10 protein-coding genes are annotated in these 16,834 nt (G+C 69.3%); 5 read left to right on the top strand and 5 right to left on the bottom strand.

Going from position 1 to position 16,834, the window contains the following annotated elements:
• Positions 1-31: 31 nt before the first annotated feature.
• Positions 32-2,686, bottom strand: coding sequence for a TonB-dependent receptor (locus AC1DYP_RS05590; RefSeq protein WP_477045492.1), 2,655 nt, complete (start codon positions 2,684-2,686; stop codon positions 32-34).
• A 305-nt stretch (positions 2,687-2,991) separates the two neighbouring features.
• Between AC1DYP_RS05590 and AC1DYP_RS05585 the strand changes: the two genes are divergently transcribed.
• Positions 2,992-3,699: a DUF899 family protein gene (locus AC1DYP_RS05585; RefSeq protein ID WP_477045491.1), complete on the top strand. Its 708-nt coding sequence runs from the start codon at positions 2,992-2,994 to the stop codon at positions 3,697-3,699.
• A 149-nt stretch (positions 3,700-3,848) separates the two neighbouring features.
• On the opposite strand, the gene AC1DYP_RS05580 is transcribed toward AC1DYP_RS05585, so the two are convergent.
• Together AC1DYP_RS05580 and AC1DYP_RS05575 are read right to left on the bottom strand one after the other, a co-directional pair.
• Positions 3,849-5,210 carry a glycoside hydrolase family 53 protein gene (locus tag AC1DYP_RS05580; RefSeq protein WP_477045490.1) on the bottom strand — a complete coding sequence of 454 codons (1,362 nt, stop codon included), beginning with the start codon at positions 5,208-5,210 and terminating at the stop codon, positions 3,849-3,851.
• A 262-nt stretch (positions 5,211-5,472) separates the two neighbouring features.
• Entirely contained in the window at positions 5,473-7,797 is a 2,325-nt protein-coding gene (locus tag AC1DYP_RS05575; protein WP_477045489.1) for an acyl-CoA dehydrogenase, read from the bottom strand.
• A gap of 153 nt (positions 7,798-7,950) precedes the next feature.
• Here AC1DYP_RS05575 and AC1DYP_RS05570 point away from each other — a divergent pair, with 153 nt between their 5' ends.
• The 4 genes from AC1DYP_RS05570 (at position 7,951) to AC1DYP_RS05555 (ending at position 14,028) form a co-directional block, all read left to right on the top strand.
• Positions 7,951-8,532, top strand: a complete 582-nt coding sequence (locus tag AC1DYP_RS05570) for an RNA polymerase sigma factor (RefSeq protein WP_477045488.1) — start codon at positions 7,951-7,953, stop codon at positions 8,530-8,532.
• Positions 8,496-9,446 carry a FecR family protein gene (locus tag AC1DYP_RS05565; RefSeq protein ID WP_477045487.1) on the top strand — a complete coding sequence of 317 codons (951 nt, stop codon included), beginning with the start codon at positions 8,496-8,498 and terminating at the stop codon, positions 9,444-9,446. Before AC1DYP_RS05570 ends, AC1DYP_RS05565 begins: the two co-directional genes overlap by 37 nt.
• Positions 9,447-9,520: 74 nt before the next feature.
• Complete coding sequence (locus tag AC1DYP_RS05560; protein WP_477045486.1) at positions 9,521-12,355, top strand: TonB-dependent receptor; 2,835 nt, start codon at positions 9,521-9,523, stop codon at positions 12,353-12,355.
• A 200-nt stretch (positions 12,356-12,555) separates the two neighbouring features.
• The gene (locus AC1DYP_RS05555) at positions 12,556-14,028 is read left to right on the top strand and encodes a CehA/McbA family metallohydrolase (protein ID WP_477045485.1); all 1,473 of its coding nucleotides are present in this window, start codon (positions 12,556-12,558) and stop codon (positions 14,026-14,028) included.
• Between the two features lie 42 nt (positions 14,029-14,070).
• Here the strand turns inward: AC1DYP_RS05555 and AC1DYP_RS05550 are convergent, their stop codons facing one another.
• On the bottom strand, positions 14,071-15,834 hold the full coding sequence (locus AC1DYP_RS05550; RefSeq protein ID WP_477045484.1) for a chloride channel protein: 1,764 nt from the start codon (positions 15,832-15,834) through the stop codon (positions 14,071-14,073).
• Positions 15,835-15,906: 72 nt separating this feature from the next.
• The gene (locus AC1DYP_RS05545) at positions 15,907-16,755 is read right to left on the bottom strand and encodes an SMP-30/gluconolactonase/LRE family protein (RefSeq protein WP_477045483.1); all 849 of its coding nucleotides are present in this window, start codon (positions 16,753-16,755) and stop codon (positions 15,907-15,909) included.
• Positions 16,756-16,834 lie beyond the last annotated feature (79 nt).

The following is a 16,834-nucleotide window of genomic DNA, read 5'->3' as shown; positions in this document are numbered from 1 at the left end:
CCTCCGCAGGACCAGAGGGTGACGGAAAGGGTTAGAACTTCAGGGTCACGTCCGCGAGGAAACGACGACCGTAGCTGTCGTAGCGGCCGATCCGGTTGGGATCGTTGTCGCGGTACATCCGCAGCTCTTCGTTGGTCAGGTTGTTGACCTGGAAGCGCACCGCGACGTGATCGTTGAAGGTGTAGGAGGTGCTGAAGTCGAGGGTCTTCTCGCTCTCCAGGGTCTGCAGGTCCGAGCCGTTCCAGCCGTAAATCACGGTCATCGGGCTGTGGTACTTCCAACCCAGGCGCGCTTCGATCGGGCCGTTGGCGTACCACAGGTCGACGGTGGCGGTGTGGTCGGCCAGGCCCGTCATGGAGAGCGGGTTGGTGGCCGGCGAGAACTCCTTCAGGTCGGAGTCGACATAGGCGTAGTTCGAGTAGATCCCGAACTTGCTGAGCGGACCCGGCAAGAAGAAGAACGGCGTCTGGAAGGTCAGTTCCAGGCCCTGGATGTAGCCCTTGCCGCCGTTGGCCGGGCTGGCCACGGTGTAGGTCTGGCCGCCGTAGGTGACAGGGCTCTGCTTCCAGCCGATGTAGGAGTCGACGTCCTTGTAGTAGTAGGACGCGGCGACCAGGGCTTCCGGACGGAAGTACCATTCGGCCGAGGCGTCCAGCTGCCAGGCCTCGAACGGCTTCAGCGTCGGATTGCCGGCGCTGCCCGTCCAGGGCGACCAGTTGGCCAGGGTGCGGCTGGCGCGCAGCTCGTCCAGCGGCGGACGGGCGATCACCTTGGCCAGGCCCAGGCGGAACACCTTGCCGTCGCCGAAGTCGAACTTGGCGTTCGCCGAGGGCAGGATGTCGGTGTAGTCGTTGTCCACCGTCACGGCGTTGAACGCGCCGGCGGTGTCCTGCTGCATGCCGTCGCTGCTGGTCTCGGTGTGGACCACGCGGACGCCGACGTTGCCGCTGGCCCACGAGCCGGCGAAGCTGTCGGCCGCGAAGTTCAGCTTGCCGTAGCCTTCGAAGACCTTCTCGTTGACGCTCCAGCGCTCGCCCAGCTCCTCGGTCGCGTTCGACAGGGCGAAGGCGTTGGGCGCGTAGGCGACCGCCGCGATCTTGTCGATGTCGCCGGTCAGCAGGGCCGGGACGTTGGCGCCGTCGCTCAGCGTGTAGGCCGTCAGCAGGTTGGCCGGAATGGTCGCGCCGGTCGCCGCGGGGGCGAAGCTGAAGCTGGTGTGGTCCTTGGTGCGGTCCGAAGCCCGGACGCCGAACTGGAAGCTCTTGAACGGCACGCCCGTCAGGTCGCGCGTGAAGTCCAGGGTCCCGGCCTTCAGCTCGTCGTTGAGGTGCTCGGGACCGTCATGCGAACCGGCCAGGTCGGCGGTCTGGCTGAGGCTCAGGCTGTCCTGGCTGGTGGTGATGGTCGGGGTCTTGCCGGCGCGCCAGTCGAAGCTGGTCCAGGTCGGCCAGGCCTCGAAACGCACGGCCTTCCAGGTGTTGGTCCGCTCGGCCTTGGAGTAGGAGGCGTCGGCGACGACGGTCCACTGGTCGCCGGTCCACTTGCCGTTCAGGCCGCCGGCGAACAGGTCCTTGTCCTCGGAGTATTTGGCCAGCACGGTCTGCACCGAGCTGAAGGGCAGGGTGGCGGCCACCACGGTGTTGTTGACCAGGGTGAACGAGGCGCCGGCCGCGTGATAGTCGGCGTCGTTCCAGCCGAGGTTGGTGCCGTCGCCGCGGTTCCAGTTGCCCCAGTTGTTGGCGCCCCAGACGGTCTGGTCCTGGACCTCGGTGATCTCGATCTTCGAATAGAGGGCGTCGGCCTTCAGTTCGAAGTTGTCGCTGGGCTTGTATTGCAGGCCGCCCGAGACGCCGGTGCGCTTCTGGTCGATGCGGCTGGCCGACATCTGGGCGCCCCACGGGGTGGCGTCCAGCTTGCCGTCGCCGTTCAGGTCGCTGCTGTAGTCGCTGGCGCCGGCGGGCGGGCGGGCGGCGGAGTCGTTGTAGCCCCAGCCGGTGAACGAGCCGTAGCCGTTCTTCTGGCGCTGGCTGGTCAGGCCCAGCACGAAGGCCAGGTCGTCGTTGATCTTGTGGACCCACGAGCCCGAGGCGCGGTAGCCGGTGGTGTCGTAGTTCGGGATGTCCTTGCCGCCGTCATAGAAGACCGGGCCGGCGCGGAGCACGAATTCGGGGCCCTTGTAGTCGAGCGGGGCGATCGTATCGATGTTGATGGTCGCGGCCACGCCGCCGGCGATCAGGTCGGCCGACTGCGACTTGTAGACCTGGACGCCCGAGACGACTTCCGACGGGTAGATTTCCCAACGGACGTTGCGGTCGGGCTCGGACGAGGCGACTTCGCGGCCGTTGACCAGGCCCAGCACCAGGCGGGCGCCCAGGCCGCGCACGACGGCCTGGCTGTCGTTGCCGCGGTCGCGGGTGGCGTTGACGCCGGGCAGGCGGGCGATCGATTCGGCGATGGTGACGTCGGGCAGGACGCCGATGTCCTTGGCCGAGATGGCTTCGACGACCTTGTCGGAACCGCGCTTCACGTCCAGGGCCTCGCGCAGGCTCTTGCGCACGCCGGTGACGACGACTTCGTCGACCTGGGCGGAGTCGGAAGCCGGGGCGGGCGCGGTTTGCGCGTGGGCGCCGGCGGCGGCCATCAGGGCCAGGCCGCTGACGGCGGAAAGAAGCTTGTAGTGAGACATCATGGTTCCCCCAAAGGACGACGGCGCGGCGTTCTTAAGACACCGCTGCTCATGTTGTGATGCGGACTGGTGTGGCCGGCGCTGAAAGACCGCCGATACAGGTGGGCGCGGTGGCCGCGCCGATGCGCTTCTGACGAACGCTCCCCGCCGACGTCGAGCGCCAGCTGGGAAGCGCTATTTATCATATCAATCACACATGACAAGCCTGGCCATGGATAGCGGTGTCAATTCACGGTCTTGGTGTGGCGCGGGGACCACTTGGGCCGCTCGCGGGTTATGCTGTGGCCGGACACGGAGACCCGACCATGGACGCCCGTACGACCCTCACCCCCGCCGCCGAGCTGGCCGCCCGAAGCCCGGTGCGGTTTCCGGGCGAGAGCCCCGAATACCGCGCCGCCCGCACGGCCCTGCTGGCCGAGGAGCTGGAACTGCGTCGCCACCTCGAGCGCGTGGCCGAGCAGCGSCGCGCCCTGCCGCCGGGCGGCGAGGTTCGCGGCGACTACCGGTTCGAGGGCGAGGAAGGGCCCGTCGACTTCGCCGGCCTGTTCCGTGACAAGCAGACCCTCGGCGTCTACAGCTTCATGTTCGGCCCGCAGCGCGAGCGGCCCTGCCCGATGTGCACGGCGCTGCTGGGACCGCTGGACGCCAACGCGGCGGACCTCGACCAGAAGATGTCGCTGGCGGTGGTGGCCCGCTCGCCGATCGAGCGCCTGGTCGCTTTCAAGAAGGAGCGCGGCTGGCGCAACCTGCGGCTCTACACCGACCTGAACGGCGAGTACTCCCGCGACTATTTCGGCCTGCTGCCGAACGGCGACGAGATCCCGGCCTACAACGTCTTCACCCGCCAGGACGGGACGATCCGCCACTTCTGGTCCGGCGAAATGACCGGCGACAGCGCCGACCCCGGCCAGGACCCGCGCGGCGCGCCAGACCTGGTGCCGCTGTGGAACTTCCTGGACATGACGCCGGAGGGGCGCGGCGGGGATTGGTATCCGAGCCTGGAGTATAGGTGAGGGCTAAAATGATCCGCTCATCCCGGCGAATGCCGGGACCCAGATGGAATGGCTTTGCGGCTGACGCCAAAAAGCTCTGAGCTATTCCAATCCGCCACACCGCTATGGGATCTGGGTCCCGGCATTCGCCGGGATGAGCGGATTTTATCTTACTCCCCCACCTTCACCACGCTGGCCCGCTGCCCGACGGTCGCCGTCACCGCCGATGCGCCGGCCACCGCCGGAGCGGTCGCGGCCGTGGCCACGGTCACCGAGGTCCCGGGCGCCAGGCGGGTGCGGTAGACGAAGGCGTCGCCTTCGCGGACCATCGGGCGGGGCCCGACGCCGCCCAGGAAGTCGCCGTCGATGAAGGCGGTGTCGCCCGAGACCTTGGTCTTGAACGTCACCTCGACCGGCAGGACGTAGCTGTGCTTCAGCCAACCCTCGGCGCTGTCCAGGGCGGCGCCCTTGTAGTCGAACACCGCGGCGTTCTCCCAGTTGGAGCCCTTGCCCCAGCGGGTGCCGCAGGTCTTGGTCGAGACCCAGGCCGGCTCCCAGTAGAAGACGCCCGTGCCGCCGTTGTTCAGCACCAGCTGGGTCAGGTCGACCAGGTACTTCTCCTGGCCGGCCGGGGTGGCCGGATAGCCGGCGATCAGCGAGTCCTCGCCCAGCAGGTTGGGCGAGCTGTCGGCGTTCTCCGTCGTGAACGGATAGGCCGTCTCGACCACCAGGACGTCGGCCGCATAGGTGTTGCGCAGGCGGTTGATGGTCTGGCCCAACTGGGCCATCGAGCGCTTGGACCACTTGCTGTAGTAGCTGAGGCCGATGATGTCGTAGTCGGTGACGCCCGCCTTGGCCGCGGCCTCGAACCAGGGCTCGGCGTTCTCGGGCTGGGCGATGTGCAGCATCAGCCGGGGCTTGGTCCCGGTCTCGCGGCTGACGTCGCGCACCGCCTTGATGCCGGCGTTGAACAGCAGGGCGTTGCGGTCCCAGTTGATCGGCTCCTTGGCCTTGGCCAGGCTGGAGACGATCTCGCCGTTGGTCTCGTTGCCCACCTGGACCAGCTCGGGCGTCAGGCCCTCGCGGTTCAGCTCGGTCAGGGTGTCGTGGGTGAAGGCGTACAGCGCCTTGGCCTGGTCGGGCGTGGAGAGCTTGGCCCAGGCCTTGGGGGCGATCTGCTTGTCGCCGTCGGCCCAATCGTCGGAATAGTGGAAGTCCAGAAGCACCTGCATCCCGGCCTGCTTGGCCCGGCGGATGCTGCGCTTGACGTCGGCCAGGTTGGAATACTTCGTCCAGTCCGGATCGTTCCAGATGCGGATCCGCGCCACGTTGGCGCCGGCCGACTTGAAGAACTTGAACTGGTCGACGCTCGTACCGCCGGATTTGTAGACCGCGCCGCAGTCGTCCATCTCGTTGGCGTAGGAGATGTCGACGCCGAGGTAGATCGGGGGCTTCGTCGGCTCGGCCTGGGCCGTGGCGAGGCTGATCAGGCTGGCCATGGCGACCAGGGTGAAGCGGCGTTTGCCCCGCATGACGTTTCCTTCCGACGTTACGCGCCTCGTCGAGGAGGCGGCGGGAAGGTCGCTGCAATTATATTATAAATCAAGCCTGCATTTGGAAACCCTCTCCATGGGGAGAGGGAGGGGCCCAAGCGAAGCTTGGGAGGGTGATGGGGTAAGACGTCAACCGGCGTGCCGGCAGGGCGTTTGAGTGAAAACGGTGAGGGTGTAACCCCTCACCCTCCCACCGCTACGCGGCGGGCCCCGCCCTCTCCCTCAGGGAGAGGGTTCAAGATTACAGCGTCACGCCGCCGAACGTCCGTTGCTCCTCGACATCGAGCTCAGGCCGCTGCGTCACGCCGTCGGTCCAGATCGGACGCTTCGCCAGCCGCGCCTCCGACGCCGCCCGCATCGCCAACCCGTCATGCGCGAAGTCGTCGACCTCGATCACCGCCGCCACGGCCTTGTCGGCGGCCTCAAGCGCGGCGATCTCGTCGGCCGTGACCCAGCCGCCCTCGACCCCGTCCTTCCAGTGGCGGATCTTCTGGGCGCGCAGGCGGTCGTGGATCGGCTGGGTGGCGACCACGCGTTCGAAGGCGTCGATCAGCTGGCCGACCGCCTCGTCCTTGCCGCCGACATAGACGTTCTCGATCAGCCGGTCGCGGGTCTCGGACGGCGCCAGCAGCAGCTCGGCGCAGGCGGTGGTGACCTTGTCCGACGGGCCCCGGCGGCGCGGTCCCAGCGGCAGGATCGCCGCGCGCAGCAGCCAGCCCGCGAGCTGGTTGGGCAGGTTGGCGAACACCTCGTCGAAGCGCTGCTCGATGGTGGCGAAGCCCGTATCCATGCACCATTGCAGCAGCGGGAAGTCGGCGTCCTGGCGGCCCTCGTCCTCCCAGCGCTTCAGGGCGCCCGACAGGAAATAGAGCTCGGCCAGGATGTCGCCCAGCCGGCCCGATAGCATCTCCTTGCGCTTCAGCGCGCCGCCCAGGGTCAGCAGGGCGATGTCGGAGGTCAGCGCGAAGGCGGCGCTGTAGCGGCCCATCTTGCGATAGAACTTGGAGGCGCGGCCGGCGTCCGGCGCGGGAGCGAAGGCGCCGTCGGTCCAACTGCGGCCCCAGGCCCGCAGGCCCGTGCGCACCGCGTGGGCCACGTGTTTCCAGAACACCGCGTCGAACTCGGCCAGGCCCTTGGCGCGGTCCGCCTCGCCGATGGCCAGGATCTCCTGCAGCATGAACGGATGGGCCCGGATCGCGCCCTGGCCGAACACCATCAGGCTGCGGGTCAGGATGTTGGCGCCCTCGACGGTGATGCCGACCGGGATGGCCCGGTATTGCGAGCCCATGTAGTTGCGCGGCCCCTCGATCACCGCCTTGCCGCCGTGCACGTCCATGGCGTCGTTGATCACCACGCGCATCCGCTCGGTGGCCCCCGACTTCAGCAGGGCCGAGATCACCGACGGATGGTGGCCCAGGTCCAGGCCCGTGCAGGTCAGGCGGCGCGCGCCGTCCAGCAGGTAGGCGTTGCCGGCGATGCGCGCCAGGCGCTCCTGCACGCCCTCGAACTTGCCGATCGGCACGTGGAACTGGCTGCGGATGCGGGCGTAGGCGCCGGTCGTCATGGCGCTGAACGCCGCCGCCGCGCCCGACATGGCCGGCAGCGAGATGCCGCGCCCGGCCGCCAGGGCGGTCATCAGCATCATCCAGCCCTGGCCCACGCGCTCGGCGCCGCCGATCACCAGGTCCATGGGGATGAAGACGTCCTTGCCCCAGTTGGGGCCGTTCTGGAACGTCTGGAAGGCGGGCAGGTGGCGGCGGCCGATCTCTACCCCGTCCGTGTCGGTGGGAACCAGGGCGCAGGTGATGCCGATGTCCTCGACGTCGCCCAGCAGGTGATCAGGGTCCTTCAGCTTGAACGCCAGGCCCAGCACCGTGCAGACCGGGCCCAGGGTGATGTAGCGCTTGTGCCAGTTCAGCCGGATGCCCAGGACGTCCTGGCCTTTCCACGTGCCGCGACAGACCACGCCCTCGTCGACCATGGCGCCGGCGTCCGAGCCGGCCTCGGGGCTGGTCAGGCCGAAGGCGGGGACCTCGCGCCCGTCGGCCAGGCGCGGCAGCCACTCATCGCGCTGGGCCTGGGTGCCGAACTTCATGATCAGCTCGCCCGGGCCGAGCGAGTTGGGCACCATCGCCGTCACCGCCGCCGAAGCCGAGCGGGTGGCGATCTTGCGGACGATCTCGGCGTGGCCGTAGGCAGAAAAGCCCAGGCCGCCATATTCCTTGGGGATGATCATGCCGAAGAACTTCTGGCTCTTCAGATAGGCCCAGGTCTCCGGCGACAGGTCACGGGTCTCCCAGGTCATCTGCCAGTCGTTGACCATGGCGCACAGGGTGTTGACCGGTCCGTCGATGAAGGCCTGCTCGTCGGGCCGCAGCTTGGCGGCCGGGAAGGCCAGCAGCTCGTTCCAGTCCGGATCGCCGGTGAACAGGGCCGCGTCCCACCAGGTGTCGCCGGCGTCGATGGCCTCGCGCTCGGTCTGCGACAGGGCGGGCATCACGCCACGCGCCCATTGCAGGATCGGCCGGGTGATCAGGTCCCGCCGGAAGTTGAAGCTGCTGGTCATGACGCCACCTTGAAACTGCGATGGTGCTCAAACGCCCCGCGGCGCGACGGGCTCCCCCGCAGTTGGCGACGGCCTGTCAGCAAACCGACACACGATGCGGCTAGTGCAGCGCTTCATGACCCTGGCGCGCGATGAGGGGGCGGGACGTCTTCCATGGCTTGGCTTCGTGACATCGACCGCTGGTTCGCCGCCAGCGTGCTGCCCTACGCCGGCAACTACCGCGCCTACGCCCGCAAGCTGGTCGGCGACGAGGGCGATGCCGAGGACCTGGTGCAGGAAGCCTACGCCAAGGTGCTGGGCGTGGCCGAGTGGCGGCGGCTGGAGGCTCCCGAGCGGTTCGTGATGACCATCATCCGCAACCTGGCCTTCGAACGTTTCCGCCGCGCCAAGGTGGTGGGCATCCGTCAGATCGGGGTGCTGGAGATGGACGCTCTGCCCGACCCGGCGCCGGACGCCTATGCGGTGACCAGCGCCCGTCAGGAGCTGGACATGGTGCTGGCGGCGCTGGAACGCCTGCCCGTCCAGTGCCGAAAAGTGCTGACCTTGCGAAAAATGCACGGCCTGTCGCCTGGACAGATAGCGGTTAGGTTGAACTTGTCCGTCTCTACAGTCGAGAAACACCTTGCGAAGGGCCTCAAGCTCTTGACCAAGGCCCTGGCCACGGGCGATGGCCGCAGTATCGAGAAACGATCGAGTTCATGGCGCAACCGGGCGATCAAGACAGAGACGCGCTGATCGCCGAGGCCTCGCTGTGGCTGGCGCGTCTCGACGCCGGTCGTGCTTCCGAACAGGACCTGGACGCCTGGCGCGAGGCCGATCCTCGCCGCGCGGCGGCCTTCGCCGAGGTGGCCAGCGCCTGGACGCGCCTCGACGCCCTGCGTGACGCCGACGACCAGACGACTCCCAGGCCCAGTCGCCGGACCTGGCTGGCCGGCGGCGGCGCGGCCCTGGCGGCGAGCCTGGTCGGCGGCGCCTGGCTGGGCCGCGACGTGCTGCTGCGCGACCGCGTGGTCACCGGGGTGGGCGAGCGCCGGACCCTGGCCCTGCCCGACGGCAGCTCGGTCGAGCTGAACACCGACACCGAGGTCTTCTGGCGGTTCGACCGCAAGCGGCGGCGGCTGTGGCTGTCGCGCGGCGAGGCGGCGCTGATGGTCGTCCACGACAGCCTGCGGCCGTTCGAGCTGTTCACGTCCCAGGGTTTGGCCCGCTTGGCCGCCGGCCAGTTCAACGCCCGCCTGCGGCCCGCGGGGCTGGACCTGATCGTGCTGGCCGGCCAGGCGGCGGTGCGGACCGCCTCGGGCGCGGCCCAGGCCCAGGTCACCGGACCGGCCGACGCCCGCCAGGCGCTGGAGATCACCGCCCACCACATCGACGTGGTCGCCACCCCCGAGGCCGAGGTCCAGGTGGTCCAGGCCTGGCGGCGCGGCGAAATCGTCTTCGAGGGCCAGGCCCTGTCGGTCGCCGTCGAGGAATACAATCGCTATCTGACCCGCAAGCTGGTGATCGGCGACGACAAGGCCGGGGCCCTGCGCCTGGGCGGACGCTTCCTGACCGGCGATCCCGACAGCTTCCTGGACGCCCTGCGCACGACCTTCGGTGTACGGATCGTCGAGGACGGGCCGTCGCGAATTCTTCTTAAATCTCGATAGGGGTTTTGCCCCGCTCCCCCGTCTTGCCGTTCGAGACGCCGATCACGGCGATCCAACGACAAGGGGGCTCTCCTATGATCAAGACCTTGGGCCTGCGCATCGGCGCATGCGCATTGCTGGCCACCACGGCCCTGGTTTCCATCGTCCCGGCCGCCGCCCAGGCTCAAGCCGCCGCGCGCGTGACCTTCGACATTCCGGCCGGCGACACCGCCGCCGCCCTGAACGCCTTCTCGCGCCAGGCCGGCGTGCAGCTGATGTTCCCCTACGACGTCGCCGCCCGCCACCGGACCGCGGGGCTGAAGGGCGCCTACGGCCGCGAGGAGGCCCTGCGCCGGCTGATCGACGGCGGCGAGCTGGAGATCGCCTCGGCCAACGCCCAGGTCATCACCCTGCGCCAGAAGGGCTCGGCCCCTTTGGCCGGTGAGCCGGCGGCTGACATGGTCGGCGAGATCATCGTCACCTCGCGCGCCGGCTCGGACGCCCGCACCCGGCTGGAGACCAGCTACGCGGTCACCACCATGAGCGCCGAGTCGCTGCGCCTGCGCTCGCCGATGGGCGTGGCCGACGCGCTGAAGGCCGTGCCCGGTTTCTGGGTCGAGGCCTCGGGCGGCGAGGCCAGCGCCAACATCCGCGCTCGCGGCATCCCGCAGGAGGGCTATTCGGCCATCGCCCTGCAGGAAGACGGCGCGCCGATCCAGCATGACGGCGGCCTGGGCTATCTGAACGCCGACCAGTCGTTCCGCCTGGACGAGACCATCGACCGCATCGAAGTGGTGCGCGGCGGTCCCTCGTCGATCTTCGCCTCCTACGCCCCCGGCGGCACGGTCAACTTCATCACCCGCAAGGGCGGCGACACGCCGGAAGGCCTGGCCAAGGTCCAGATCAGCGACTACGGCACCAAGCGCGTCGACCTGTTCTACGGCGGCCCGCTGGCGGCCGGCTGGCACGCCTCGGTCGGCGGCTTCTGGCGCGAGGAAGACGGCATCCGCGACCCGGGCTTCACGGCCAACAAGGGTTATCAGTGGCGCGTCGAGGCCGGCCGCGAGTTCGAGCGCGGCAGCATCGAGTTCAACCTGAAAAACCTGGACGACAACGTCATCCTGTTCGCGGGCGTGCCGCTGAAGTTCAACGCCGCCGGCGACCCCAGCGCCGCTCCCGGCTTCGACCCGCTGACCGGCACCCTGGCCGGCCCGGAAACCGCCCACCTGACCCTGCGCGGCCCGACCGGTCCGTTCGACTGGGACCTGACGCGCGGCACCGAGGTCGAGCTGACCCAGGCCACGGCGATCTTCAAGTACGAGCCTTTCGACGGCTGGCATTTCTCGGACACGCTGCGCTACCGCACCTCGGAGTCCAAGCGCATCGGCCTGTTCCCCAACACCCCGGTGCTAGGAACGGCGCGCATGGCCCAGGTGCAGGCCGACTTCCTGAAGGCCAACAACAACGCCGCCAACCTGGGCCAGGTCATTCCCGGCGCCGTCGGTCTGCAGCTGCGCTACAGCACCACGCCGGACCAGGTCTTCCAGACCGCCGGCGCCGGCCAGAACGGCAACGGTCTCGTGATCGACGGGTCGCTGCGCTACGTCTCGGTGCCGCTGGACGAGCTGATCAACGACGCCCGCGTCACCCACAAGTTCCAGTTCGGCGACCAGAGCCACGACGTCGCCTTCGGCGTCTACACCGCCCACGTGGAAGAGGCCTTCAACCGCTACTCGGCCAACGCCCTGCTGGACGTGCGCAGCAACGCCCGACGCCTGGACCTTGTGGCCGTCGACGCCGCCGGCAAGGCGCTCTACAGCTTCACCGAGAACGGCATCAGCCGTTACGGCGCCGAGTTCGCCAACGGCGACGGCAAGTCCAACACCGTCGCCCTGTACCTGACCGACGAGTGGAGCATCACGCCCAAGCTGCGCATCGACGCCGGCGTGCGCTGGGAGAAGATCGAGTTCGAAGGCCGCAGCGAGCGGTCCGCGACCAAGAACCTCGGCCAGTCGCCGACCCCGGCCGACGACACCGTGCTGGCCGGCACGGGCGTCTATGACCGCCTGGACCGCAAGTTCGACCACGCCGGCTGGACCGTCGGCGTCGACTACAAGTTCACCGGCGAGATGGGCATGTTCGGCCGCTTCACCTCGGCCTTCCGCCTGCCGTCGCTGGGCGACTACATCACCAACGCCACCAACTCGACGGGCACGGTCCAGACCATGGATCTGTCGGAGTTGGGCTTCAAATGGGTGACCCCGAAGATCGAGCTCTACGCCACGGCCTTCCAGACCACCTACGACAACCTCGGCTTCGGCAGCCTGGTGTTCAACCCGACCACCGGCGCCTATGTCAGCCAGACCAGCGTCACCGACACCAAGACCCTGGGCCTGGAACTGGAAGGCGTGGTGCGGCCGGTCTCGTGGTTCGACCTGCGCTTCAACGCCACGCTGCAGAACCCCGAGTTCGGCGACTACAAGTTCGAGGAGGCCTGCACGGTCGCCGCGTCCGACCCGACCTGCCAGGTCAAGCCGCCGGCGGCCACGGCCAGCCGCACCCGGGACTTCACGGGCAACCAGCTGATCCGCGTGCCCAAGACCTCGTTCCGCCTGACCCCGGGCCTGAACCTGATCGACAGCAAGCTGCGGCTGGAAGCCAGCGTCGAGCGCTACGACGACCGTTATTCGGACGCCGCCAACAGCTCCAAGCTGCCGGCCTACACCCTGGTCAACGCGACGGTCCGCTACAACATCACCGACGCGCTGACGGTCTACGCCTACGGCAACAACCTGTTCGACGAGCTGGGCCTGACCGAGGGCAATCCGCGCGCCGGCCAGATCATCAGCGGCGAGGCCGGGGCCCTGTACGGCATCGGCCGGCCCGAGTTCGGCCGCTCGTTCCGCGCGGCGCTGATGTACCGCTTCTAAGCTTCACATTTCGCCTTGAACCACTCCACCGCCGTCTTCCCGGCGAAGGCCGGGATCCAGATTCATCAGGAGCCTCTCGTGGGTTTCACCTGGGCCCCGGCCTTCGCCGGGGAGACGGATGTGGTCGATTCTTCCCCTGAATTCCCCGCGACTAGGGCGGCCGGTTTGCACCGGTCGCCCGCCTTTTTAGGGAGCCGAACATGGTCCGTTGGCTGGCGCTGATCTTCCTCTTCCTCGCGGCCCCGGCCTGGGCGCAAACCGCCAAGCCCGACCTGGTCCTGACCGGACAGGTGCTGGGCGCCGACCACCAGACCTATAAGCCCGTGACCTTCGACGTGCCCGACGGCGTCACCCGCCTGACCGTCGAGGTCGACTACGCCCGCGACCAGAAGACCGTCGTCGACCTGGGCCTGCTGGACCCGGTGCGGTTCCGTGGCTGGAGCGGCGGCAACAAGAAGCGCTTCACGCTCTCGACCGAGGACGCCACCCCCAGCTACCTGCCCGGCCCGCTGCCGGCCGGCCGCTGGACCCTGCTGCTGGGCGTGCCCAACGCGAGGCCCGGCTCCAGCGCCGCCTACGAGGCCAGGATCACCTTCGAGCGCGGCCCCGTAACAACCAGCTTCGCGCCCGCGCCACTGAAGGCCGCGCCCGGCTGGTATCGCGGCGACCTGCACATGCACACCGCCCACAGCGACGGCTCGTGCCTGGCGCAGTCCGGCGTCCGCGCGCCGTGTCCGGTCTATCGCACCGTCGAGGCGGCCCAGGCCCGCGGCCTGGATTTCATCGCCATCACCGACCACAACACCACCAGCCACTACGAGGCGATGGCCGAGCTGCAGCCGGCCTTCGACCAGCTGCTGCTGATCCCCGGCCGCGAGGTCACCACCTTCCAGGGCCACGCCAACGTCTTTGGCCCCACGGCCTTCATCGACTTCCGCCTGGGCGATCCCAGCGTGCCGACGATCAAGGCCCTGCAGGACGCGGTGGCGGCGGCCGGCGGGGTGTTCTCGATCAACCACCCCAGCTCGCCGTCGGGCGAGATGTGCATGGGCTGCGGCTGGACCGTTCCGGACACGGACTATGACCAGGTGCAGTCGATCGAGGTCGCCAACGGCGGCTCGCAGCGCGCCCAGGGCGGCGGGGCCGAGGGGCCGCTGTTCGGAGTGCCCTTCTGGGAGGCCCAGCTGAACGCCGGCCACCGCATCACCGCCGTCGGCGGCAGCGACAACCACGACGCCGGCCTGCCCCCCGAAACCCCCGGCGCCGTCGGTCGCCCGACCACGGTGATCCACGCCGAGGAACTGTCGACGGCCGGTGTCCTGGCGGGCGTTCGTGCGGGCCGGGTGTTCATCGACCTGGACGGGACCAAGGACCGCACGCTGGACCTGACCGCCCGCGCCAAGTCCGGCCAGGCGGTGATGGGCGGCGTCCTGACCGCGAAGCCGGGCGAGGCGGTGGCCTTCACGGCGTCCCTGGCCGGCGGCGAGATGTCGGGCCTCGAGGTGATCCGCGACGGCGCCAAACTGGCCGTGACGGTGAGCCCGACCGGCGCCTTCACGGTGAAGATGGGCGACAAGGCCACCTGGGTGCGGCTGAACCTGCGCGACGCCCAGGGACGGCTGCTGCTGATCGGCAACCCGATTTACTTAACCCCTCATCCTCCCACGCCTTAGGCGCGGGCCCCTCCTTCTCCCTCTGGGAGAAGGTTCGTGACGCTACCCCGCTTCCCCCGTCAGCTCGCGCCGCGCCTTGTCCAGCTCCTCGGCGTAGCGCCGCGTCGCGTAGGCCTCCGACAGGATCCCGATCACCTCCCGGTTGGCGTCGATCACCGCCAGTTCGTCGGCCTGGGTGTGGTCGAAGGCGCGCATGACGTCCTTGATCGACTCGTCGGGCGACAGGGCGGTGTCGGCGTAGAGCACCAGCGTGGCCACGGGCAGCTCGCTGTCGTCGGGATGGGCGTAGGCCAGGGCCGTGCGGACGATGCCGGCGTAGCGGCCCGTGGCGTCCAGGGCCACCACCCGCTTGGTCGAGCCCAGCGGATAGCGGCGGCGGAACTCGGCCAGGGTGGCCTCGGCGGGGATGGTCTTGGCGTCCTTGCGCATCATCCGCCCGGCGGTCAGGGGGCGCATCCAGCTGACGTCGTGGGCGCTGCGGATGGTCTCGCCGCGCAGGTGCAGCCGCCAGGTCGAGAACGAGTAGCCGAAGGTCTCGCGCACGATGGCGCTGGCGATCAGCGAGGCCACCAGTGCCGCGGCGGCCACCGTGAAGTCGCCGGTCGCCTCCAGCACCAGGAACGACATGGTGAAGGGGCCGCCGACCACGGCCACGCCGAACGCGCCCAGCCCGACCAGGGCCGCCACCGTCGGGTCCAGCGACGGCAGCCAGGGCACGAACACCGTCAGGGCCGCGAAGATCTGGCCCACCAGCACGCCCAGGAACAGCGAGGCGAAGAACAACCCGCCCCGGAAGCCGAAGCTCAGCGACACGACGCTGGCCAGGGCCTTCATGGCCAGCAGAACCACCAGCATCCGCAGGCTCAGGTCCGCCGTCAGATTGACGTGCACCGCGCCGTGGCCGGCCGACAAAGTCTGGGGGGTGATCAGGGCCATGGCCGCCAGCCCCAGCCCGCCGACCATCGGCCGGAAGGTCTTGGGCAGCTTGGTCTTGCCGACCAGCCCCTCGGCCGAGGCGACCAGCCGCATCAGGGCGATGCCGGCGAACGCGCAGACCACGCCCAGCAGGGCGTAGAGGCCGTAGTCGAACCAGGACTGCACGGCCGGGGTCGAGGTCTTCAGCAGATAGGGCAGGCCGCCCATCCGTCCGGCCACCAGCACCGCGGCCAGGGCGGCGGCGGCCACGGGCGCCAGGTTGGCGACGGTATAGGCCCCGATGACGATCTCGAACGCGTAGAAGGCGCCGGTCAGCGGCGCGCCGAACGCGGCGGCGATGGCCGCCCCGGCTCCGGCTCCGACCAGGGTGCGCATGTCGGCCCGGCGCAGGTTCAGCCGCTGGCCGGCGAACGAGGCGATGGCCGCCCCGGCCTGGGCGTAGGCGGCCTCCAGCCCGACCGAGGCGCCGACCCCGTTCGACAGCAGGGTCTGGCCGCAGATGAAGGTGCTGTCGCGGATCGACAGGTGGCCGCCGTGCAGGGCGTTGGCCTCGACCGGGTCGACGGCGGGCTTGGGGCGATATTTCAGCCAGGCCCAGGTGGCCACGCCCAGTACCAGGCCGCCGATCGGGATGGCCAGCAGCCGCCATGGGGCGATCACGCTCTGGGCGCTGAGCCGCGCGTCCATGTCGATGGCGAACAGCAGCACCTGCAGGCCGTGGGCCAGCTTGGCCTGCAGCACCGCCAGGGCTCCGGCCCCGGCGCCGATCAGGATGGCCACCGCGATCAGCCACAGCTCGCTGGACCGGATCCGCCGCCGCAGCCAGCTCAGCCAGCGCACGGAGGTGGTGGTCGGAAGGGACAGCTGCATGACGCTCGGGGTTCCGCGGGACGCCGCCATCTTACGGGCTGGGCGGAGCGTGGCAACGCGGGGTGTGGCGGCCTAGGCGCGCGGCGCGGCGGGCGCGGGAGCCTGGACGGTCAGCACCACGCCGCTCGGCGACGGCTGGGCCATGCCTTCCGGCCCCCGCCAGTCGGCGGCGACGATGAACAGGGTGCTCCCGTCCGGCCCGCCCAGGGCGCAGGAAAAGCAGCCGCGATCGACCTCGACCCGGGCCAGCACCCGTCCGCCCTCGGCGACCCGCACGCAGCAGCGCCCCGGCACGCAGGCGTACCAGACCGCCCCTTCGGCATCGAGGCAGATCCCGTCGGGATGGCCGTCGACCTCCGCCCAGACCCGCCGGTTCGCCAGGCCGCCGTCGGCCGCGATGTCGAAAGCGGTCAGGCGCTGGCCGTAGGACTCCGCCACGATCAGGGTCTTGCCGTCGGGCGTGATCGTCATGCCGTTGGGAAACTCGAGCCCGTCGGCGACCTGGCGCGGCGCGCCGTTCGGCGTGACCAGGGCGATGATCCCGGTGGTCACCTCGCCGTGCGGGAAGTCGAAACCGATGTTGTTGACGTAGGCGTGGCCCCGATTGTGGACCACGATCTCGTTCCAGGGCTTGTCGGACAGGTTCGACAGGTCGGCATAGGGCTTCAACTGGCGATGCGGGGCCATGTACGACACCTGGCCCGCCGCGCTGACCAGCAGCCGGCCGTCGGGCAGGGGATCTATGCAGAACGGCAGGGCGTCGACCGGCACGATCGTCTCGCGACAGCCGGCCATGTCGACCGTCACCAGCTCCCGCGCGCCCCAGTCGCAGATCCACAGCCGCCCGTTCCACCAGCGCGGCGACTCGCCCATCACCAGGCCGTTCAGCAGGGTCCGGGCTTCGAGGACGGGAATGGTCATGGCGCGCTCCTGAGGGGTCATCTCCCTAGGACGCGGCGGGAGGCGCGATTTCGACAGGGCGTCTTCGAAATGTCGGTGG

The organism is Caulobacter sp. P1_D6 (assembly GCF_056406095.1).
The sequence above is the reverse complement of the archived record's forward strand: the minus strand, read 5'-3'. Positions and strand labels throughout refer to the sequence as shown.